Below are 19,251 nucleotides of genomic sequence, written 5' to 3'. Positions count from 1 at the left end.
TCAACAGCGAACCCGGAAGGTCCGTCGATTACGAGCCCTTGTATTCGGACCAGAAGTCGTTCCAGTCCTCAAGGCTCTGCTGCACCGGCAACTGGCGATATTTGATGCGGCCGTTGCGAATGAGGTCCATTACATTGCTCTGGTTGAGCAGCATGCCCTGGCGCTTGGCCTCTTCGGGAGTTTCCTTGGCCAGCAGGTCCCAGCCCTTCTTGTTCGGGATAAGACACGGATAAGCCACCATGTTGGCCGACTTCACCTGCCCCTTGGGCGAGGTGATATACTGGATCCACTTCTTGGCCAGTTCCCCCTTCTGCGTGCCCTTGCCGATGGAGAAGGATTCGGTGAACTGCAATCCGCCCTCCTCTGGAATGACGCTGCGCACCTTGGCGCCGTTGCGTTCCAGCGTACCGGTGATCCAATCGCCTATGCCGGCCATGGCCAGCATCTGTCCGTTTTGCAACGACGAGAAGGTGCCACCATAGTCGAAGAAGCCGCCGATCTGCGGGCGCAGCGACTTCGTCTTTTCCTGCACTGCCTTCCAGGCCGCGTCGTCAATGTCGTAGGGCGAGGCGTTGCCGTTCAGCAGGCTCATCTGACCCAGGTTAGGCAAGTGCCAGTCGAAATGTCCGACCTTGCCCTTCAGCTTGTCTGCCCAATAAACATTGTAGGTCGAGGCTTCCTTTTCAGTGATCGCATCGGTGTTGTATGCGACCCCGAGGAAACCGAAGCGTGTGAGCACCGAGTAGAGTTTGCCGTCCTTCCAGTGGCCGGGAAAGTGCTGGAACTCGGGGAAATAATCGTCGAAATTGTAGTCCCTGGGATCGAGTTCCTCGATATAGCCAGCAGCGTTAAGCTGCTGCACATATTCGGCATCGGACAGGATGAGATCGAAGGTTCCGGGAGGCGACTGGGCGATCAGGCCCAGCATGTTGTCACCGCCGGTATAGTATTTCGGCTTGAACTTGACGTTGTTCTCGGCCTCGAACTCAGCGACCACATCCGGCTCAGCATGCCCGTACCAGGCCAGCATGTTGAGCTCAACACGCTCGGCGAAGGCTAGCCGGCCAAGATATGGCATCGCCAGCATTCCGCCGCCGATGACGCTCGCGCCTTTTAGAATTTCACGCCGGGTACGAGGCCCCGACAATACTCCCTTGATAGCCATCGCATTCCCCTTTTTGGTTTTGTTTCCGCAAGGGTATGCACGGCATATGCATTTGGAAAATTAATTATCATAATTTTCGCATTTACATTGCTTATTGGCGATACTTACTGGCGGTCGAGCTCCGCATGGCTGCGCACTGGATCACCGGAAACGCCGGCCTCGTCCAGCCGGGCGATGATGTGGTTCACAAGGCGTATCCCCGCGTCCGAAAGGCGCGGATGCTTGTAGAACAGGCCGACGCGGATTTCGGCCAGCGGCGGGAAACCATCGGCCTCGTCCAGCGCACGCATGCCCGGCAGCATGGTGTAGCGGGTCAGTGCGCTGACCCCAAGACCGTTGACCACCGCGTTCTGCAGTCCGGCAATGCCGGGTCCGGTATAGGCAACACGCCAGCGCATCTGTGCGACGTCGAGGGCCTGGATCATGCGCGCGCGGTAGGCACACCCTTCCGGGTGTGCGGCGAGCGGAACGCTCGACGAGGGATCGAAACGCGCGCTTTCCGCGGCGGCCCAGATCGGACGCTCGATCCATGAGCGGGAGAGATATTGCGCCCGCTCACTGTTGACCATGGCAATCGCAAGATCGAGCTCGTCGGCACGCAGGCGGTCGAGGATCTCCGCGCTCCAGCCGCAATAGATCTCCAGCGATATTTCAGAATGCTGGCGCGTATATTCGGTGATCACGCCCTGTAGGAAAGCCACCGCATAGTCGTTGGGTAGACCAACGCGCAGCACCCCAGAAATCTTGGCCCGGTTGAAATAGGAGGCTGCTTCGTCGTTGAGCCGCAGGATCTCACGCGCATAACTCAGAAGCATCTCACCCTCGCCGGTCAACATCAGCGAGCGCCCGACCTGCTTGATGACGGGCGCCCCAACCAGCTCCTCAAGCCGGCGTATCTGCAGCGAAATTGCCGGCTGGGTGCGCCCCAACAATTCGCCGGCCTTGGTAAAGGCACCTAGGTCGATCACCGACACGAAGGTGCGCAGCAGGTCAGTCTGGAAATTGACTATGTTACGCATGGATTTCGATTCCTCATGCGAGGATGACGATTATAAATTTCTCATATCTTGGCAATGGTCCCAATCATGGACTTCGAGACAAAATGGGAGAAGTCCATGCCTGAGCAATCCGTTTTCGCCGCCGAGCTTTCCTGGCCCGACTATGACGCCAGGGTGCGGGATGGCGTCACGCCGATCCTGCTGCCCATCGGCTCGATGGAGCAGCACGGCCACCACATGCCGATGAATGTCGACGTGCTTCTGCCAGTCGAATTCGCGCGGCGCATCGCCAGCCGCATCGGCGCGCTGGTCGCCCCGCCCTTCACCTATGGTTACAAGTCGCACCAGAAATCGGGGGGCGGCAACCATTTGCCCGGCACTACCAGCCTTGACGGCGCAACGCTGGTCGCGACGCTGCGCGACGTCATCAAGGAGTTCGCCCGCCACGGCGTACGCCGCATCAGCCTGGTCAACGGCCATTTCGAGAATTCCTGGTTCATCATCGAGGGCATCGACCTGGCCCTGCGCGAACTTAGATGGAGCGGCATCGAGGATATGAAGATCGTCGTCCTTTCCTACTGGGACTTCGTGGACAAGGCGACGATCGCCCGGCTCTATCCCAACGGGTTCCCTGGCTGGGATATCGAACATGGCGGCGTACTCGAAACCTCACTGATGCTGGCGCTTCATCCCGAGCAGGTGCGCCTCGAGCGCGCGATCGATCATGCGCCAGCGAGTTTCCCACCCTACGACGTGTACCCGCCGAGGCCCGAATGGACGCCCGTAAGCGGTACCCTGTCCTCGCCGAAGGAAGCTTCGGCCGAGAAAGGTAAGTTACTGCTGCAAGTATGCGTCGATGGCATCGTGAACGCCCTGGAAGCAGAGTTCCCGCGCTGACCTAACCTTCTCTCAGAAACGCGGAAAGCCGCGGCGACGCCGCGGCTCTTTTCTGTTTCGGTAGCGATCAAAAGGAGCGGTGGGGCGGAACCAGTCCGCGGGATTTGCGCCCCGGCTCCTCCGCAGGCTGCTGCTGCCCATCCCAAGCACCACTGATGAGGTGCCGATCGCCGAGGCGTCGCGCCCAATCAATGACCGGATGGACGAGCCATGCGGCCAGATGCCGAAAGTATCCTGCGGACCGGCCTTGCCGACCCGCCGTTCTCCTTGGCCAGTCATGGGGAATATGAAAACCCACAATAGCCCCCGATCCCGTCAGTTCCGGATGATGTTGTGCTCGGGACCGAAGGGGAAGCCGGTGATGTTCTCGGCATCGTCTTCCTTGACGATCAGGATGTCGTGCTCACGGTAACCGCCGGCGCCAGGCATGCCTTCGGGCAGCATGACCATCGGCTCCATCGACACCACCATACCGGGCTCCAGCACAGTGTCGATATCCTCGCGCAATTCCACGCCGGCCTCGCGGCCGTAATAGTGGCATAGCACCCCGAAGGAATGGCCGTAGCCGAACGAACGATATTTCAGCAGGTCCCACTCGCGGTACATCTCGTTGAGCTCCATCGCGATGTCCTTGCAGCGCGCGCCCGGCTTGATCAGTTCCAGACCGCGACGGTGGACGGCGACGTTCTTCTCCCAGATGTCAAGGCTGGCATCGTCGACGTGATCGCAGAACAGGGTGCGTTCGAGCGCGGTGTAGTAGCCGAAGATCATCGGGAAAGTGTTGAGCGACAGGATATCGCCCGATTGCACGATACGGTTGGTGACCGGGTTGTGCGCACCGTCGGTGTTGATGCCCGATTGGAACCAGGTCCAGGTGTCCATGAGTTCCACGAAGGGGAACGACTTGGCGATCTCGCGGATCATGGCATTGGTGGTGGCGATCGCAACCTCGTGCTCGGCAACGCCGGCCTTGACCGCCGCCGCGCAGGCCGCGCCACCTACGTCGCAGACGCGCGCGCCTTCCCTGATCAGCTTGTGTTCCTCGGCCGACTTGATGGTTCGCATCCACATCGAGGGTTGGCCGATGTCTACGAACTCGACGCCAGGCAGCGCTTCCTCAAGCTGGCGGCGGAAGTCGAGCGAGACATGGTCGAACTCAATGCCGATGCGCCTGGCGCCCGCTGTGAACTGGCGGACGGCGCGGTAGAAGTTGTCGCGTCGCCAGTCGGTGTAGGTGACGTTGTCGCCGAAGCTGCGGCGCCATGGCTGGCCGCCGTCGATGCCGGCGGAGATGGTGGTCGCCTTGTCGTGATCGATGACCATGCCGTACTTGCGGCCGAAATAGCAGTACAGCCAGCCGGAATAGTAGTTGATGCAGTGATAGGACGTGAACAGCGCTGCATCGACATTGTTCTTGGCCATCCAGCCGCGCACATCGTTCTGGCGACGCGCCATCTCGGCATCCGAGAACGGCGAAAAATCCTTCTCGCCGTTGTGCCACTTCATGACGTGCAACATGTCATCGGTCATTGCGTTGAGTACATCATCCGCCATTGGGCTACTCCTCCTTGAGCCGGGATTGATGCAGCTCAGACTAAGATCGCCGAGGCCATTTCGAAAATTTATTCAAGAAATGACGATATAAAGCTTCCTTATGAATCAAATGAGTCAAGCACTAGATGCAGCATCAAACGATTAGCTGAGCGCTACAAACCCAAACAGGCACTTTTACTGATGCGTTCTCGGCCTCGAGGCAAACCGTCGGCATGTCGCCGAAAATACCGATCCACCTTCCGACGTGGAGCTTGGAAACTGGGTTGGGCCGAACCTGACAAACGTCGTCGCACGACCCGGCGACCCTCGCCGTTCACTCACGCATGACGAAGGCGACGATTGTACCGGACAGGAAGGTGACGACCGCGATCGTGATGATCGCAGCGCTGAATCCGAAGCGGTCGGCGATCAGGCCTGCGGAGAGCGCGCCAATGGCGTAGCCGAGGTCGCGCCAGAACCGGTAGACGCTCAAGGAGCGGGCTCGCCATGTCGGATGCGAAGCGTCCGAGACTGCCGCGATCAGGCTCGGATAGACCATCGCGGTTCCCAGGCCGAGCAGGACGCTGGCGAACATCCACCACTCGAACCGACCGGTCAGCGCGGTTAGGAGAAGGCCGGCCGCCTGGACCCACATGCCGGCGACGATCAGGCCCTTGCGTCCCCACCGATCGCTCAGCGGGCCGGTTACGACCTGGCCAACGCCCCACACGATCGGATAGACCGCCTTCAGAATGCCGATCCGTTCGACGCCAAGGCCGAATGTGGTGAAGAACAGGGGAAAGATGCCCCAGCTCATACCGTCGTTGAGATTGTTGATAAGGCCAGCCTGCGACGCCGCAAAGAGGTTGCGGTTCCTGAACGAGGTCAGCATGAACACCTCGCGGAACGTCAGCGGCGATGCCTCCTTGGCCCCACTAGCCTCTACCCGGACGTGATGGCGCGTGTCGCGCACAATCAAAGTGGAGAGGATCGTGCCGGCGATGGCGTAGAAGACGCCGAGATAGATCGGCGCGGGGCGCAAGCCGTAGCGGCTGGCGAGATAGCCAGTCAGGAAGGCAGTCAAGCCAACCGCGAAGTAGCCCGCAAATTCGTTGAGGCCGACGGCCAGCCCCCGACCCTTGGGCCCGACCAGATCGACCTTCATGATGACCGTCATCGACCAGGCAAAACCTTGGCTCAGGCCCAGCAGAACGTTCGCCGCGATGACCCATTCCCAATTGGGCGCGGCAATGATCATGAACGGGACCGGGAGGCCGATCAGCCAGCCGGTCACCAGCACGCGCTTGCGTCCCCAGCTATCGGCGAGCTGGCCTGAAACCAGGTTGGCGAACGCCTTCACCACGCCGAAACTGATGATGAAGGAGGTGATCAGCGTCGTGGACTCGATGTGAAACTCTTCCGAGCCAATCAGCGGAACCACGGTGCGCTCGATGCCCACCATGCCCCCCACGAAGGCATTGATGAGCATGAGCAATGAGAACTGCCGCCAGTTCTCCTTCAACCCGAGCTTGACGACGGATGCCGGCTTCGAAGCCGCTTCGATCGCCATCGGTTAGCCCACCCTGTCGGCACGACCGGAATAGTCGGCGCGCAGTTTCCCGGCCTCCGCCAGCGCCGGCGGGAGGCCGACGCAATCCGCCTCGCAGTCGATGCGAAACGCCTGATGCTCGGCATGCAGGAACTGTCTGAGGATCATTGTCTTGCGCCCCGTAGTCGTTGATGATAACTTCATTCAATCGTTCTGCTGAATGATCATATTTGGAGGCAAGCTTGTCAAGCCCAAGACCGAAACAAGCGATTTTCGAGAGCCTAGCCGAGATTGCGCAGGCGCTCGGTCATGCGAAGAGACTGGAGCTACTGGAGCATCTGGCGCAGGGACGGCGATCGGTGGAAGACCTGACCGCACGGACGGGCATGACCTTCGCCAACACCTCGCGGCATCTTCAGATTCTGCGCCGCACGCGGCTCGTCGAAACGGAGCGGGCCGGCAAGAATGTGCTCTACAGCCTTGCGGGCGGCACAGAAGTCGTCACGCTCGTCAAATCACTTGGCCGGGTCGGCGAACGAAACGTCGCCGAGGTCAATCGCGTCATGAGCGATTACTTCCATAAGCGGGATTCGCTGGAGGCCGTCTCCCGCGAAGATTTGGTCAGCCGAATTGCCGACGGGCTTGTGACTGTGCTCGACGTTCGTCCGGAAGATGAGTTCGCGCTTGGCCATCTGCCGGGAGCGCTCAATATCCCGCTGGCCGAACTGGAAAGCAGGTTGAACGAACTGTCGCCCGACACCGAAATCGTAGCCTACTGCCGCGGGCCGTATTGCGTATTCGCTTTCGAAGCTGTCGCCGCCCTACGCGCCAAGGGCTTCAAGGCCATGCGGCTCGAGGACGGCTATCCGGAGTGGAAGGCGAGCGGCCTCGCCGTTGAAGAGCCTGCCAGCACACGCTGACCCAATCGAACGTCCGGTCTTCCGACATCAGCCACAGGTCCGACGTTGCGATCGACAGGTTTACGCCAGCGAGCCTGGGATGGCTGTCGAAAGCCCAGCCAGGCATGGAACCGGGCGATGGCCAAGGATCCAGCGGTCGAGGATCGGGGCATCCCCCGCCTGCAAGTCCGTTGGCAGTTCACCGCGCCGGATGCGCTCCAGAAGCATGAACGCCACTGGTAGGCTGTAGGCCCACGGCCGTGGATTCTGAATAGGCATGACAAAGCATCCGCTCAAATGGATGACATTTGCCGGCGGTCTGCGCTCTCACATTCTGAAACTGAAATGGAAACTGGAACTGAGCAGACTGCCGCAACAACTAGGTAAGCGTTGTTGCCGCCTATCTGTCTGCGGTCTGCATCGTTTCCATGAGTGCGAGCCTGAGTGACGAGGGCAAGAATCGGCGCCGACCCCTGACAAATGTTCTGGTATGACAACACCGACTCTCTCGTAACCATTCGGCGGCATCATCAAGCGCCAAGCCAGGCTTCTTTCAGGAGCACAAATCCAAGTAGTTCTCCGCGATCGATTGCATGCGCTTGCGCGCCATCGGAACCCCGTGTCCACCAAACGCGACGGAGACATCCAAATCGCAAAGTCTCTCCATCGTCTTGCGATACTCGCTCTTGTCGCAGCCCGGTAGATCATCCACCAGCGTCCCGTCGTAAATGGCATCCCCGCTGAACAGAACGCCGTTCAATTCATCCAGCAGCCCGATGGAGCCCGACGAGTGCCCCGGCAGATGCAGCACACGATAGCTTCTGTCACCGAGATCGACCTGCGCACCTTCGTCCAAGATGTCGGAAAGGGGCGCAGGCGTGATCCGGTAGCGGTCGGGTGTCCATTCCGGATCTGGAGCCCGTGACACGCCATCGGGTTGCGTTCGGAAGAGATCAGCCAATGTGCTCGTGTCTGACATTGTCGAGAACGCGGGCGCCTCCGCGGAATGCCCCAGCCGGCAATGGAACTCATGAAACGAGCCGACATGATCAACATGCACGTGCGTCGCCACCGCGATCACGGGTCGGTCATCCTTCAGCCCCAGGAACTGGCGCAACGATCTCAGCCCCATGCCGAAATCGATGACGAGATCGGCGTCCCGTCCGACAACGTGATAGAGGTTGGCCCGGAAAAACGAATGCACGTGCGGTTCCCAAATGCGGTTGATCCCGCCAGGATACGGCTCGGTCTCGAACCAACTATGCTGCGCGCTCATGCGATGCCCGTTCAATGAAGGAGATTGCTGAGAAAGCGTTTCGTCCGCTCCTTTGACGGTGCGGAGAAGATAGCCTCGGGCGTGTTTCTCTCGATGACCTTTCCGCCATCCATGAAAACCACCTCGTTTGCGACCTGGCGCGCGAATCCCATCTCGTGGGTGACGCAGACCATCGTCATTCCGTCCTCGGCAAGGCTGACCATCGTGTCCAGGACTTCCTTCACCATCTCCGGATCGAGCGCCGATGTCGGTTCGTCGAACAGCATGATGCTTGGGTTCATGCATAGGGCCCGGGCGATGGCGACCCGCTGCTGCTGCCCGCCGGACAGCTCGCCGGGGTAGCGTTGGGCCTTTTCGGGAATCCGGACCCGCTCCAGGAATGCCATCGCAATCTCGTCGGCTTCCTTCCGGGAGCGCTTGCGCACCCAACGCTGTGCCAGGGTGCAGTTATCGAGCACGGTGAGGTGCGGAAAGAGGTTGAAGTGCTGAAATACCATTCCAACTTCGCTGCGGACCCGGTCGATCTTGCTGAGCTGGTCGGTAAGCTCAACCCTGTTGACAATGATGTCGCCTCGCTGGTGTGTCTCAAGGCGGTTGATGCACCGGATCAGCGTCGACTTGCCCGATCCGGATGGGCCGCATATGACGACCCGCGAGCCTCGCTCGACTGTGAGGGATACGTCGTGCAGCACCTGAAAGGTGCCGTACCATTTGTTGACGTTGACGAGCCGAATGGCCGGCATTTCAGGCATGATGTCGGCAGCATCGGCCGAGGACCGTTCGTGAAACATCCTGATATTCTTTCCAAGGATGAAGTGAGATGCTGACGATCAGCGATGGCCGCGTGAGAGCACGGCCTCGATCCGGGACTGCGCGAATGTCAGAACCGAAACCATGAGCATGTAGTAGACCAGCGCGGCTCCATACCATTCGAGGAACCGGAAGCTCGTCGCGATGGCGAACTGGGTGACAGTCATCAGTTCCTTTAGCGAAATGACGGTGGCGAGCGATGTTGCCTTCAGCAGCGAGATGAATTCGTTGACCAGCGATGGCACGGCGATTCTCAGAGCCTGGGGAAGCGTGATCAATATGAATGTGTGCCAGCGGTGAAGCCCCAAGGCGGCCGCCCCCTCGCGCTGGCCCTTGCCGACCGCCGCGAACGCGCTGCGCAGAATCTCCGTCAAGTAAGCAACCTGGATGAGCATAAGCGCCAGGAACGCAGCAACAAAGGGCGTAAACCACGTCGCTCTAAAAACGGGGGAGAGTTGGGGAAGCCCGTTCCACACGAAAAGCAGGATCAGCAGTGCCGGTGCGCCCCGAAACAGCCACACATAGGAGCCGATCAGCCAGCGCATAGGCTTCTTCCCGGACCCGGCCGCGAGTCCAAAGAATGTCGCGACGACCAGAGAGACCGCCATCACCGACACCGAAAGCACCAAGGTGAGCAAGGCCCCTTTCGCAAGGGGCCAGCCGAAAATTGCGGTGGTGAACAGATTGAAGTCGAACATCCGTCCCGCTTCCGTCAGTCGTGCGCGACGTCAGTGGACGTGGCCGGGAGGCTCCACTTCGCGAGCAGGGCCTTCATCTCGCCGCTTTGCTGGAGGGCTTCAATGGCTTCCTTCGCCATTCTGCGGTCTTCAGGATTCTTCCGCATGTAGATGCCATAGGTCTCGCTTTCATCATATGTGTAGGCGATCTTGAGCCTGTCGGGCATTTGCATCATGCGAAACGCGGCGGTTGTATCCTGCGTTATGGTGGAAGCCGCCCGGCCAACGAGAATCTGTTCGATTACTCCGGATGCAGACGGATATGTCTGCATGTCGACTGGGTCCTTTCCGGCAGACGCGAGCGTGGCATTGAGGTCGGCCACAGTCTTTTCGTAGGTGGTTCCGGCTTCGATCGCCATAAGCTTGCCGCTCATGTCTTCGGGCGTTTTGGTCTCTTCGTCTGTCGAAGGTACGAGCAGCACGACATGGGAACCGAAATACGGAACACCGTCGTACTTCTCGAGGCGTGCCGGCGTGATCATAATGCCGCTCGCGACAAGGTCGCAGCGCTGGGAGTCGAGTGACGGCAGAAGCCCCTTGAAGTCTCCAACGACGAATTCTGCTTTCGCTCCCCACTGCTTGGCTATCGCATTGACCACATCGACTTCGAAGCCAATGAGTTCCGCGTCTCCGGGGTTCTTGTAGTACTGCATCGGCGGAAAGTCCCCCGCGGTGCAAACTTTCAGCGTTCCGCCGGAGGCAAACTCGGGCTTGTCCGACGCGGCTGCGGAAGCCTGGCTGCCTAGCGCCAATGCGATGACGGTTCCGCAAAGAAGCCCGGCCAACTTGCGTGGTTGGTTGTTCATTCGTGTGTTCCCTTTATTTGTCGCCCTTGTCACGTGTGGGTCATTGGTACAGGGTGAAACTGTGCAAACAAGCTAAAAGATTTAAGCAAAAATCCGCAATTAAACTAAACGATCTTGGCCTCGCGATCGTTAGGTACAGGCGACTGGGGGAAGACCATGCAATTGCCACCTCTCAATGCTCTCCGGGTCTTCGAAAGCGTGGCCAGGCTGGGTCACGTGGGAGCGGCCGCGGCGGAACTGCATGTCACGCCGGGCGCGGTCAGCCAGCAGATTCGCTCCCTTCAACTCGCGTTGGGCGTCGAACTGTTCGAAAAGCGCGGCCGTCAGCTGGTCTTGACCGAATACGGCTCGGTTCTCCAACGCTCAGTTCGCAAGGCTATGGACGCGCTCACCGTGGGCATCCGCGAGGTCGCCAACCAAAAATCCGCTGACATCAGCAAGAGTGTTTTGACGATCTCAATGCCCCAGGTTCATGGCGTGGCGTGGCTTGCCACCCGTCTGTTCCAGTTCATGGGGGACAACAGGAACTTCACTCTGAATGTCGTGACCGCGGGACAGTTCAGCGCCGTGGACTGGCGCAAGGTTGATGTCGCGGTGGTCTACGGTGTTCCGCCCTGGTCGGGCTTCTGGTGGCGCTTGCTGCACGGAGTCCAAATGACCCCTGTCTGCAGCCCCCAGCTACTGCGCGGTCCGAACGCGATCCGACAGTTGAGCGATTTGGCCAATCATCGGCTGCTGCATGAGGACGACGGGTCCCAATGGCGCAGATACTACACTGCCGCTGGAGGGGCCTATATGGGATTTTCGGACGTGTATTTCGATGATTTCGGTATCGTCCTTCAGGCGGCTCGGGATGGATATGGTGTCGCCTTGAGTGACGAAATCATCTCTGCGCGGGACCTCGATGAAGGCAGACTCGTCCAACCGCTTCCGCTCGCCGTCCCGGCCATTCATAATTATTACTGCCTGTGCGCAGAGTCGAAACGCGAACGTCCGGACGTAAGTTACTTCATAGACTGGCTCATCGCCGAAGCCTCGGTGGCGTCCTCTCCGCATAGGGACGACGTTGCACGTTGAGTTTCCCAGGCCCGCCTTGTTCGCATCTCGATTGGGCTGGGCGAATTCCGTCAGTCATGTCGGGTTGCGGCGGAGATAGTCGATAATTCGGTCGCTCAGAGCCTCTATGAGCGGTTCCTTGGCGCGGCTCCCCTGGCACAAGATGTAATATCCTCGGCCCGCATTGATGGACGTCGAAAACGGCTGGATCAAGCGCCCCTCGGCGAGGTAGCTGCGTGTCAACACATCGGAAACCAGGGCGAGTCCTTTGCCTTGTACGGCGGACGCGACGGCTTGCGCCACCGAATCGACCCGTACACGACCGCTGCCCTCGAGGCTGACACGGGCGGCGATCGCCCATCTTGCCCATTCCTCGCCTTCATCCTCGTGAAACAAGGTAATCCCGTTTAGTTTCCGTTCGCGGTGCTGCAGGTCCAACCGCGGAAACAGCATGGGCGAACAGACCGTGTTCAGGCGGACTTCGCTAAGCGAGCGCCAATGAAGCCCGGCGAAAGGAGGATTGTCATAGACGATCGCGAGGTCAGTGGCTTCCCACGTGACCTGATCGGCGGTGATGGCTTGTTTGATCGTAAGGTTGGGGATGTTGTTAGCCTCCGCAAATTCAACAATCGTGCTGCTCAACCAGGCAATGCCGAGGGCAGTAGGAACGGACACAGTCAACGACATCGGCCTTCGAGAGCTATCCCAAGCCCTTGCGGTATGTGCCGCGGATTCAAGGTGACCTAGTGACGCCAGAACCGCCTGCGCGAAGTCCGATCCTGCCGCCGTGAGTGCGACGTTCCTGCCGACTTTTTCGAAGAGGGTGATGCCTGTCGCTTCGGCTAGCTTCTTCATCTGGAACGAGATGGCACCCGGACTTAGATTGAGTTCTTCCGCCGCTCTTCGCACGCTTTTCAAACGCGCCACCGCTTCGAAGGCCGGGAGGTAGTGAAGAAACGTCAATGTGCGAGCCATGCGCGTCCCGTCTGTGATCGTTCAAATCTATGAAACAATCGAGCGCAAAACAAATCGATTTTTCCGCCCAAAGTTGAATGTTACGACCAAGCGGAAAGGACGAACAAGATGATTAAAGCCAAACCATTTGACTTTCCCTACGACGGAAACCTTGACCCCGCTGCGACGGCACTGATCGTCATCGACATGCAGCACGATTTCCTCTCGGTGGATGGCTACTTCGCCAAGCAGGGCTACGATCCGTCACCCCTGCGGGCGATCTTGCCGACGGTGTCGAAGTTGATCTCAGCCTGCCGCGCTGCTGGCATCCGAGTGATCCACACCAGGCAGGGTTATCGCGCCGACTTGGCGGACATGACGCCCTACGAAAGATGGCGTCGCAAGCGATCCGGTATGGATGGCACCGACGTTCTGGTGCGTGGGAGTCCTGGATTCGAGATCGTTCCCGAGATCGACGTCCGCTCGGAGGACATCATCGTCGACAAGACGTGCAACGGCGCATTCACCTATACCGACCTCGAACACATCCTTCATGCGCAGGACGTCACGCATCTCCTGTTTGCCGGATGCACGACAGACGTTTGCGTCCACACGACGCTGCGTGAGGCTTGCGACCGAAATTTCCAGTGTTTGACGATCGCGGATGCTTGTGCGAGCGGCGACCAATACGCTCATGAGGCTGCCTTGCACATGGTGACCGTCGAAAACGGCATCTTCGGCACGCTCTCCGATTCTTCAGCAGTGCTCAAGGCGCTATCGGAACTGTAAAAGCCATGACAGGAAAGTCAGCCACCATGGGCCATCAAAAGTACGTCTCCCTCATGAAGCTCACCGAGAAGGGGCTTCTGGAATTGGCCGACAGTCCGAAGCGGCGCGAGATCAGCGAGGCCCGCGTCGCAGCGGTGGGAGGCCGTTCCCTCGCATTCTACGCCGTCATGGGAGCTTACGACTTCGTACAAGTGTTCGAGATGCCAAATAACGAGGCCATGATGCAGTACGTCTTAACTGCGAGACGCGATGGGCATGTCGAGCCGCTAATTCTACCAGCATTCGACACGAGCAGGTGGAACGAAATTGTAGGCCAATTTCAATGACTAGGCCTGCGTGACAAGCTAGATGCGAAAAGACGAGAGGATATCGGGGGAATATGCAGCGCACAGCATATACCCTGCGGCTTCCTCGGCCTCTGCAAGCACTCGATAGTCGCCAGTGGCAATTACTCCAGATGAGAGGTGATTCCTGTGGACTGAAGTGCGGGGAAGACTTGTCCGCAACTCGGGGGCGACCCATTCTGACCGTGGGCATGGCTAGGTACGGAGTACCGTTCATGGGGATGAAGCTTTTTCACAAACCAGTGCGCGTTCAGATCGGTCGAATTGATCGGGACCGCATCGTGCTCGGCACGGAAGACGCCGCGAAAATTCTGCTGCGCGCCTGGCCATCTACCTGCGACAAAAAAAGACAGGAAGCCATGAGAGCCTGTCTTGAGGTCATCAAGGGCAAGAAGCCTCCTAGCGTCGCTAGAAAGGCATTCATAGCAGCCGCGCAGGAGGCCCGCGTTCTTCTCGACGAGGAAGTGCGTGCCTGATCTCATGCCGCCAATGCGACGTGACCTCCCATTTCTTGCCGGTTATCGTTCTGCCGCGGGATGAGAAACTCCGGTTTGATCTCGATGCCATCGGCACCGAACCGGAAATAGAGCATTGGCGGGCCGGCGTTGATGAGCCCGCGAACACTGTTCCAGAGCATGCGGTCAAGTGAATGCCTGGCGCACCGAGTTGGCGAAGGTCGATAACCAGATCCTGGCGATGATCGAAGCGATCAAGGCGGCACGTTCTAGGCCAGCATGCAGGCGGAGATGGATCGGCTCGAGGTGCGCAAGGCGGAGCTGGTGGAGACGGTGGAGCTGCTTGCCACGGCTCCGCGAGATATGCCGGAACTCTGAGAACCTCGTCAGTATTTGCGAAGAAGGTCGAAGCGCTCATTGATGCCGAGTGTGTTCCGGCGTGCAAAATGTTGTCCGCCGGTTAACAGATCAACGCACCAACGCCGAGGCATTCTCAATGGGTTACTTTCGTCGGGTTCGATCGATGAGGGATTTCCCGAAAGTCGAATCCACGTCTCTGAGAATGTAGAGTATCGGAGGCAAACTGCCATCAGCGAGCGATGCCACCGAACAGTGCTGGGCAAAATCGGCATCTCCGGTCTGAAGTGGCGCACTCGGCAGCCTTACCCCGAGTACCTCGCGTATGTCTGGAACGCTACAGTACCGACCAAGACTCCACGAAGTCGGAAAAGCTTTGCCCATCGCCTCAACCACATCGCCGTGGAAGCGATCAGGTGCAGCGAGCCCGGCTTCCCGGATCAATGTCGATACGACGAAGGATGTCATCGAACAGCGGCGGAGCTACATCGAACATCATAGGCGCCATCGCCCGACGGTCGGCGCGCAGATCCTTCATCCGGACCTCGTTGGGCATCAGCCGCAACGTTCCCTGACGAGCCGTGTCGTAGCTCGCCCAGCCCGACCTGAAGAAGACCGCCTTGTGTTTGGCCACCGTCTCAAGCAGTTCGAAATCAACAGCGGCCGCTTGCCCCTCGTCGGTGTCGAGCAACATGGCGAGATCGTAATAGTGCCGCGAGAAATACTGCGGCGTCGCCGAAGCCGCCGGGCGATGCGCCTCCCAGAAGGTGCGCTGGGCCGCCAGCACGGTGACGATGGTGTCGGGCTCTTCGAAATAGCCAGGGATTCGTCCGCGGCGTAAGCTCGGATGATCTTGGCTTCGGTCGGCCAGGGATCTCCGCGCGCACCGAGCTCGAGCTTTACGCGCGGCGTGATGTAGGCCATGCCCGCATACACGCCCGCCGGCAGAGCCGTCGGGTAGTGAAAGTTCACGGTCTGCGCACGCGCGAGCGCCTGCGCGACGTCATCCGGCGCCGGGGAAAGAAGTCCGAGCTTCGGATGCACCTTCGGGAAATCGTACAGCCCGCGTGCGAGCCGGCGGAGCTTTCCGGTCTTGGCCAACCGGGACAGGGCCTGATCGACGGCGGCTCGACCGGCCACGTCGAGGAAATCACTGGGCGTGAAGACGCCGCCGCGCCCGCCGGAGCGGGCGCGCCACATAATCCGATCCGGAACAGAAGCATTGGTCGTTTTCATATGTCAGAAAAATAGCATATTTTTTCTGACATTCAGCCATTGGCAGGCCTATCGCGCGGGCGCAGTTTCGGAGCGCTCCGCAACCCTCACCAGATCGATCGACCTCATCCGCGAAAGGAGCAAGACCAATGCGGAAATCAAACGCCTTGATGCCGCTGGCCTTTGCCGCAAGCTTGATGGCCGCTGGGTGCAGCCAGACACCTGCGAATGACGGCGCTGGCTTCGAGCTGCTGACGCCGTCGCCGGTAACGCGGCAGTTCATCATCCAGAACGACCAGCCTTTCGCGCGTCAGGTCGCCGCCCACAATCGAACCTGCAACAGCCAGCCGGGGTGCCGCAAATGACGCTCACGCAAATCATGGAGGCGCTGGGCATCAACGGCTCGGTTGTCGTCGCCGGCCTCTCCGGCGGCGTCCTGCGTGCGCTGTCGCGCAAGAAGCTCAAGGTGCGGGAGATGATCCTGTCGCCGATCTGCGGTGCGCTGGCGGCGGCTTATCTCACGCTGCCAACAGTTCATTATCTGAAGGCGGTGGGCTGGCCGTTACCAGGCGAGGATGCCCAGGCCGTTCTTGCATCCGCCTTCCTGATCGGCACCTGCGCGATGTGGATCTCGGACATCGTCTTCGAAGTGGTGGCGCGCCGGTTCAGGACGCAACCGCCACAGTCAACCCGCACCGGGCGGTCTCCCGATCAACGTCCGAACCTTATCGTTCCGGAGCCGATCTAGGCCTGGCGCAGCCTTGACCATGGCCTGCGAAGTGCACGAAGTAACCTTGAATATCTACTTTCGCCCAGAATAACCGGCCTCGGCACATTGCCGCCGGCTTTGGGCGCCTTCTTTCTTGGCACGGCGAGATGACCGTCTCGGGCAACTGTATAATCTAGAAGCGCTGCCCTCCCAAAAGCTCGGTCGACATCGGCGTCCGTCAGTCCAGATTTGCAGAAGTAGCGTTCGAACACTTTCATATTGAGTTCGATGACATGATCATGCGGATGTTTTCTGTCTTCCATCATAGGATTAATGAAGCAGCTGTTCACGATCTCATAGGAAGGAAAGTAGAAGACCTTATCATCGTTTAGCGTCGGTCCGCGCATGAACTCATCAAGCGCAGCACGCAGAATCGCCTTCGAGGCCGAGTTGGCAATGATGCAGCTCTTATCGCGGAAAGTTGCTGTCAATGGTACTGGCGAGAGGGTGAAAACGATTTGGGCGTCGGGTCGGTGCTCCCTGATCAGTTTGTGGATTTCAGTGAGGTTTTCCAGGTTTTCGGCGACACTGCTGACACGGAATTTATGTCGTGCTGGATCGTAGAATTCCTGCGGGACAGCACGCCAAAATACGGAACCGGTGGGCTCGTCGAACCAAACCTCTGAAAGGCCTAGAGTAATTATGAATACGTCGCAGTTGTCGAAAACATCTCGGGTGGCCTGGCGGATCTTTTCATCGTAACCGAAGACCTCTGCGCGGTATCCATGCCACAATTCCACTTCCGGGACGCGACCGAGCCAAGCCCATTCGAACTGCTGTCTGATGGCGAAGGTATTGACGATGCCATCGCCCATGGAGCTGACGTAAGTGTCCTTTCTCCCATGGGTCAGCAAGTTGTAGCCGCGCTCTGCAAGATATCGCTGGATGTTGATGGCAAAGCAGGAGCCGAAAGCCACAATGCGCGATGACTTGCTGATCGTCGGCTCTTTGGGCGCCAAATTCTTGACGACGTAATCCCGGACAAATCCAGAACGCGTTAAGCTTTCGTCTGTCGGGTGAAAATTGGCATTTTCACCACGGAAGAACGAGTAGGTCGTCTTCTTCGTCCTCCCATCCTGATGATATTCTGTAAGCTCCGCCATCTGGTCACTGCTTCGGTTTGAGGGTCGCATGATTATGCGCGCACTCTTAGCGCCTCTCGCACCATTCATCACCCGAAATATTGACTTCGACTGAAAGGCTACGTCGACACTGCGCCGGGACCGGTTCCAGTTTGGAACCAGTCAGCACCTTTCGCCTCACCTGAAGGCGGCTGGCTCTTTCTACGTTGTAGGCCGGTGGCAATAAGGTTACTTATCGCGTCGAGCGCTGCAATTGCGGGAAGACGAACCTGAAAAACGCTGTTTTGATAAACGACACCTCGACAAAAGCCCATTTGGGATGTCGCATTGTCGTCAGCCAAATCACTTCACTCGCCGCATCGGTCGGTATCAGGATCGCGGCTACGGCGTCCGTACATACCGATTGGAGAAAGCATGACGGCCTACTGGATCTGATGCGAAGCGCGGACCTGGTAATTGTCAATGGTGAAGGCACCTTGCACGACTCCACCCATTCCGCTCATGCACTTGCTGAGGTCGGACCGTTTTGTCAGGGTGCAGGCGTCCCGAGCGTTCTTATGAACACTGTGTACCAGCGGAACGATTCGAAGATCGCGTCTGACTGCCAGGCTTTTGACAGAATATACGCGCGAGAGTCCCGAAGCGCGAAAGCAATGCGTGATGTCGGATTAAGAGCAGAGGTGGTCCCTGACCTCACATTGTCCAGCGAGGCTATGAGCGAGCTAATCAAGCTGCCGAAAAGCTCGACGATCATCACAACTGACAACGCAAACGGCGACAGTTTTTCCCGGATCAAAAGGGTTGCTGTTGCGAGAAGTGACGTCAGCTTCCTTCATCTCGACGGCTCCGAACCAGCCAATCCATTCGCAGACAATTCGTCGTTGCCCGAATGCGTATACACCGATGCAGGTCGGCTCGACCGCGCCGGTCCGCCCGAACTGAGAAAGAACCCGTTATTCAGGCCGCTCAGAAAATCACTTTTCAAGCCGAAAATGCTTGGACACATGCGCATGGAACGTGAACTGAGAAAGCCGCAGTCGACTTCTGAAATCCTCGCCAAAATCGCCTCTTCCAGAGGTGTTGTCGCAGGTCGATTCCATGCCATGTGCATGGCGATGCTTGCCGCGAGGCCGTTTGCCGCGATGTCTTCAAATACCTATAAAGTGGAGGGCTTGTTGGAGGATGCCGACCTAGCGCATCTTATAACCAACGACCCTCATGAAGCATACCGCAAGGTCGAGGAATGGAATGACGAGGATTCCTTTTCTATAGCTGCCTATGTTCAAAAGGCAAAAGACAAAGCCAAGGCAATGTTCGCGGAGGTTTCGTCCCTGTCCATCGCGCCTACCGTTGCCGGTCCAATTCTGTACCTGCAGGATTGCTTCGGGTTTGATTTTCTCCTTGGGTAGCAGCGATGCTTGATCTGGCTTCCTTAGCACTACTTTGGCAGATTCGGGCAAGTCTGGTTTGAGATGATTTGTGCTCTCTTTGTTGGGGGTGCATATGACAGATTGGGATACGGAGCTTTCTGCATTTTTACAGCCTTTTCTGGAGAAGCTC

General features: G+C 58.6%; 22 protein-coding genes and 1 pseudogene. 9 read left to right on the top strand and 14 right to left on the bottom strand.

What is annotated here, in order from left to right; genetic code table 11:
- Positions 1-28 precede the first annotated feature (28 nt).
- Both C7I85_RS17940 and C7I85_RS17935 read right to left on the bottom strand, forming a co-directional pair.
- On the bottom strand, positions 29-1,165 hold the full coding sequence (locus C7I85_RS17940; RefSeq protein ID WP_106725384.1) for a polyamine ABC transporter substrate-binding protein: 1,137 nt from the start codon (positions 1,163-1,165) through the stop codon (positions 29-31).
- 104 nt (positions 1,166-1,269) lie between these two features.
- Entirely contained in the window at positions 1,270-2,184 is a 915-nt protein-coding gene (locus C7I85_RS17935; protein WP_106725383.1) for a LysR substrate-binding domain-containing protein, read from the bottom strand.
- Positions 2,185-2,280: 96 nt separating this feature from the next.
- Between C7I85_RS17935 and C7I85_RS17930 the strand changes: the two genes are divergently transcribed.
- The gene (locus C7I85_RS17930; protein WP_106725544.1) at positions 2,281-3,060 is read left to right on the top strand and encodes a creatininase; all 780 of its coding nucleotides are present in this window, start codon (positions 2,281-2,283) and stop codon (positions 3,058-3,060) included.
- Positions 3,061-3,375: 315 nt separating this feature from the next.
- Here the strand turns inward: C7I85_RS17930 and C7I85_RS17925 are convergent, their stop codons facing one another.
- The 3 genes from C7I85_RS17925 to C7I85_RS31010 all read right to left on the bottom strand — a co-directional run bounded on the left by C7I85_RS17925 (position 3,376) and on the right by C7I85_RS31010 (position 6,310).
- A complete protein-coding gene (locus C7I85_RS17925) occupies positions 3,376-4,590 on the bottom strand; it encodes a M24 family metallopeptidase (protein WP_106725543.1) in 1,215 nt (404 codons plus the stop codon).
- A 337-nt stretch (positions 4,591-4,927) separates the two neighbouring features.
- Positions 4,928-6,163 carry an MFS transporter gene (locus C7I85_RS17920; RefSeq protein ID WP_106725382.1) on the bottom strand — a complete coding sequence of 412 codons (1,236 nt, stop codon included), beginning with the start codon at positions 6,161-6,163 and terminating at the stop codon, positions 4,928-4,930.
- 3 nt (positions 6,164-6,166) lie between these two features.
- Positions 6,167-6,310: a hypothetical protein gene (locus C7I85_RS31010; RefSeq protein WP_181257216.1), complete on the bottom strand. Its 144-nt coding sequence runs from the start codon at positions 6,308-6,310 to the stop codon at positions 6,167-6,169.
- Between the two features lie 74 nt (positions 6,311-6,384).
- On the opposite strand from C7I85_RS31010, the gene C7I85_RS17915 reads away from it, so the two are divergent.
- Positions 6,385-7,062, top strand: a complete 678-nt coding sequence (locus tag C7I85_RS17915) for an ArsR/SmtB family transcription factor (protein WP_106725381.1) — start codon at positions 6,385-6,387, stop codon at positions 7,060-7,062.
- Positions 7,063-7,594: 532 nt separating this feature from the next.
- Here the strand turns inward: C7I85_RS17915 and C7I85_RS17910 are convergent.
- The 4 genes from C7I85_RS17910 to C7I85_RS17895 all read right to left on the bottom strand — a co-directional run bounded on the left by C7I85_RS17910 (position 7,595) and on the right by C7I85_RS17895 (position 10,649).
- Positions 7,595-8,317, bottom strand: coding sequence for an MBL fold metallo-hydrolase (locus C7I85_RS17910; protein WP_106725380.1), 723 nt, complete (start codon positions 8,315-8,317; stop codon positions 7,595-7,597).
- A gap of 11 nt (positions 8,318-8,328) precedes the next feature.
- Positions 8,329-9,069 carry an amino acid ABC transporter ATP-binding protein gene (locus C7I85_RS17905; protein ID WP_106725542.1) on the bottom strand — a complete coding sequence of 247 codons (741 nt, stop codon included), beginning with the start codon at positions 9,067-9,069 and terminating at the stop codon, positions 8,329-8,331.
- A 78-nt stretch (positions 9,070-9,147) separates the two neighbouring features.
- Positions 9,148-9,825, bottom strand: a complete 678-nt coding sequence (locus C7I85_RS17900; RefSeq protein ID WP_106725379.1) for an amino acid ABC transporter permease — start codon at positions 9,823-9,825, stop codon at positions 9,148-9,150.
- Between the two features lie 14 nt (positions 9,826-9,839).
- Positions 9,840-10,649 (bottom strand): transporter substrate-binding domain-containing protein, encoded by an 810-nt coding sequence (locus C7I85_RS17895; protein WP_245444988.1) that lies wholly within the window; start codon positions 10,647-10,649, stop codon positions 9,840-9,842.
- A 177-nt stretch (positions 10,650-10,826) separates the two neighbouring features.
- Between C7I85_RS17895 and C7I85_RS17890 the strand changes: the two genes are divergently transcribed.
- On the top strand, positions 10,827-11,747 hold the full coding sequence (locus C7I85_RS17890; protein ID WP_106725377.1) for a LysR substrate-binding domain-containing protein: 921 nt from the start codon (positions 10,827-10,829) through the stop codon (positions 11,745-11,747).
- Between the two features lie 54 nt (positions 11,748-11,801).
- On the opposite strand, the gene C7I85_RS17885 is transcribed toward C7I85_RS17890, so the two are convergent.
- Complete coding sequence (locus C7I85_RS17885) at positions 11,802-12,701, bottom strand: LysR family transcriptional regulator (RefSeq protein WP_106725376.1); 900 nt, start codon at positions 12,699-12,701, stop codon at positions 11,802-11,804.
- Positions 12,702-12,809: 108 nt separating this feature from the next.
- On the opposite strand from C7I85_RS17885, the gene C7I85_RS17880 reads away from it, so the two are divergent.
- From C7I85_RS17880 to C7I85_RS17870, 3 genes are all read left to right on the top strand, one after another.
- Positions 12,810-13,469 (top strand): cysteine hydrolase family protein, encoded by a 660-nt coding sequence (locus C7I85_RS17880; RefSeq protein WP_106725375.1) that lies wholly within the window; start codon positions 12,810-12,812, stop codon positions 13,467-13,469.
- 26 nt (positions 13,470-13,495) lie between these two features.
- Positions 13,496-13,795 (top strand): GYD domain-containing protein, encoded by a 300-nt coding sequence (locus C7I85_RS17875; RefSeq protein WP_245444987.1) that lies wholly within the window; start codon positions 13,496-13,498, stop codon positions 13,793-13,795.
- A 233-nt stretch (positions 13,796-14,028) separates the two neighbouring features.
- A complete protein-coding gene (locus C7I85_RS17870) occupies positions 14,029-14,289 on the top strand; it encodes a DUF982 domain-containing protein (RefSeq protein ID WP_106725373.1) in 261 nt (86 codons plus the stop codon).
- Positions 14,290-14,769: 480 nt separating this feature from the next.
- Here C7I85_RS17870 and C7I85_RS17865 read toward each other — a convergent pair whose 3' ends face one another.
- From C7I85_RS17865 to C7I85_RS17855, 3 genes and pseudogenes are all read right to left on the bottom strand, one after another.
- A complete protein-coding gene (locus C7I85_RS17865; RefSeq protein ID WP_245444986.1) occupies positions 14,770-15,009 on the bottom strand; it encodes a GSU2403 family nucleotidyltransferase fold protein in 240 nt (79 codons plus the stop codon).
- Positions 15,010-15,037: 28 nt separating this feature from the next.
- Positions 15,038-15,412, bottom strand: a complete 375-nt coding sequence (locus C7I85_RS17860; RefSeq protein WP_280954386.1) for a nucleotidyl transferase AbiEii/AbiGii toxin family protein — start codon at positions 15,410-15,412, stop codon at positions 15,038-15,040.
- A 194-nt stretch (positions 15,413-15,606) separates the two neighbouring features.
- Positions 15,607-15,825 (bottom strand): annotated as a pseudogene (locus C7I85_RS17855) (DUF6088 family protein); the annotation flags it as partial.
- Between the two features lie 164 nt (positions 15,826-15,989).
- Between C7I85_RS17855 and C7I85_RS30585 the strand changes: the two are divergent.
- Positions 15,990-16,205, top strand: a complete 216-nt coding sequence (locus C7I85_RS30585) for a hypothetical protein (protein WP_146148896.1) — start codon at positions 15,990-15,992, stop codon at positions 16,203-16,205.
- Positions 16,202-16,588 (top strand): hypothetical protein, encoded by a 387-nt coding sequence (locus C7I85_RS17845; RefSeq protein ID WP_106725371.1) that lies wholly within the window; start codon positions 16,202-16,204, stop codon positions 16,586-16,588. Before C7I85_RS30585 ends, C7I85_RS17845 begins: the two co-directional genes overlap by 4 nt.
- Here the strand turns inward: C7I85_RS17845 and C7I85_RS17840 are convergent.
- Positions 16,585-17,712, bottom strand: a complete 1,128-nt coding sequence (locus C7I85_RS17840) for a GSCFA domain-containing protein (RefSeq protein ID WP_106725370.1) — start codon at positions 17,710-17,712, stop codon at positions 16,585-16,587. The two genes, C7I85_RS17845 and C7I85_RS17840, sit on opposite strands and share 4 nt — an antisense overlap.
- A gap of 263 nt (positions 17,713-17,975) precedes the next feature.
- On the opposite strand from C7I85_RS17840, the gene C7I85_RS17835 reads away from it, so the two are divergent.
- Positions 17,976-19,100, top strand: a complete 1,125-nt coding sequence (locus tag C7I85_RS17835; RefSeq protein WP_106725369.1) for a polysaccharide pyruvyl transferase family protein — start codon at positions 17,976-17,978, stop codon at positions 19,098-19,100.
- The last annotated feature ends 151 nt before the right edge of the window (positions 19,101-19,251 follow it).

It is taken from the genome of Pseudaminobacter soli (ex Li et al. 2025) (assembly GCF_003012705.1).
Taxonomy (GTDB): domain Bacteria; phylum Pseudomonadota; class Alphaproteobacteria; order Rhizobiales; family Rhizobiaceae; genus Pseudaminobacter; species Pseudaminobacter soli.
This window is presented reverse-complemented; position numbering and strand designations above follow the sequence as displayed.

What these genes read in the sequence shown, in the direction of transcription:
- C7I85_RS17885 (WP_106725376.1), bottom strand. Translation starts at nt 12,701, where the DNA reads ATGGCTCGCACATTGACGTTTCTTCACTACCTCCCGGCCTTCGAAGCG.
- C7I85_RS30585 (WP_146148896.1), top strand. Translation starts at nt 15,990, where the DNA reads ATGCGGAAATCAAACGCCTTGATGCCGCTGGCCTTTGCCGCAAGCTTG.
- C7I85_RS17935 (WP_106725383.1), bottom strand. Translation starts at nt 2,184, where the DNA reads ATGCGTAACATAGTCAATTTCCAGACTGACCTGCTGCGCACCTTCGTG.
- C7I85_RS17845 (WP_106725371.1), top strand. Translation starts at nt 16,202, where the DNA reads ATGACGCTCACGCAAATCATGGAGGCGCTGGGCATCAACGGCTCGGTT.
- C7I85_RS17910 (WP_106725380.1), bottom strand. Translation starts at nt 8,317, where the DNA reads ATGAGCGCGCAGCATAGTTGGTTCGAGACCGAGCCGTATCCTGGCGGG.
- C7I85_RS17930 (WP_106725544.1), top strand. Translation starts at nt 2,281, where the DNA reads ATGCCTGAGCAATCCGTTTTCGCCGCCGAGCTTTCCTGGCCCGACTAT.
- C7I85_RS17875 (WP_245444987.1), top strand. Translation starts at nt 13,496, where the DNA reads ATGGGCCATCAAAAGTACGTCTCCCTCATGAAGCTCACCGAGAAGGGG.
- C7I85_RS17920 (WP_106725382.1), bottom strand. Translation starts at nt 6,163, where the DNA reads ATGGCGATCGAAGCGGCTTCGAAGCCGGCATCCGTCGTCAAGCTCGGG.
- C7I85_RS17900 (WP_106725379.1), bottom strand. Translation starts at nt 9,825, where the DNA reads ATGTTCGACTTCAATCTGTTCACCACCGCAATTTTCGGCTGGCCCCTT.
- C7I85_RS31010 (WP_181257216.1), bottom strand. Translation starts at nt 6,310, where the DNA reads ATGATCCTCAGACAGTTCCTGCATGCCGAGCATCAGGCGTTTCGCATC.
- C7I85_RS17925 (WP_106725543.1), bottom strand. Translation starts at nt 4,590, where the DNA reads ATGACCGATGACATGTTGCACGTCATGAAGTGGCACAACGGCGAGAAG.
- C7I85_RS17905 (WP_106725542.1), bottom strand. Translation starts at nt 9,069, where the DNA reads ATGCCTGAAATGCCGGCCATTCGGCTCGTCAACGTCAACAAATGGTAC.
- C7I85_RS17840 (WP_106725370.1), bottom strand. Translation starts at nt 17,712, where the DNA reads ATGGCGGAGCTTACAGAATATCATCAGGATGGGAGGACGAAGAAGACG.
- C7I85_RS17890 (WP_106725377.1), top strand. Translation starts at nt 10,827, where the DNA reads ATGCAATTGCCACCTCTCAATGCTCTCCGGGTCTTCGAAAGCGTGGCC.
- C7I85_RS17870 (WP_106725373.1), top strand. Translation starts at nt 14,029, where the DNA reads ATGGGGATGAAGCTTTTTCACAAACCAGTGCGCGTTCAGATCGGTCGA.
- C7I85_RS17880 (WP_106725375.1), top strand. Translation starts at nt 12,810, where the DNA reads ATGATTAAAGCCAAACCATTTGACTTTCCCTACGACGGAAACCTTGAC.
- C7I85_RS17865 (WP_245444986.1), bottom strand. Translation starts at nt 15,009, where the DNA reads ATGGGCAAAGCTTTTCCGACTTCGTGGAGTCTTGGTCGGTACTGTAGC.
- C7I85_RS17940 (WP_106725384.1), bottom strand. Translation starts at nt 1,165, where the DNA reads ATGGCTATCAAGGGAGTATTGTCGGGGCCTCGTACCCGGCGTGAAATT.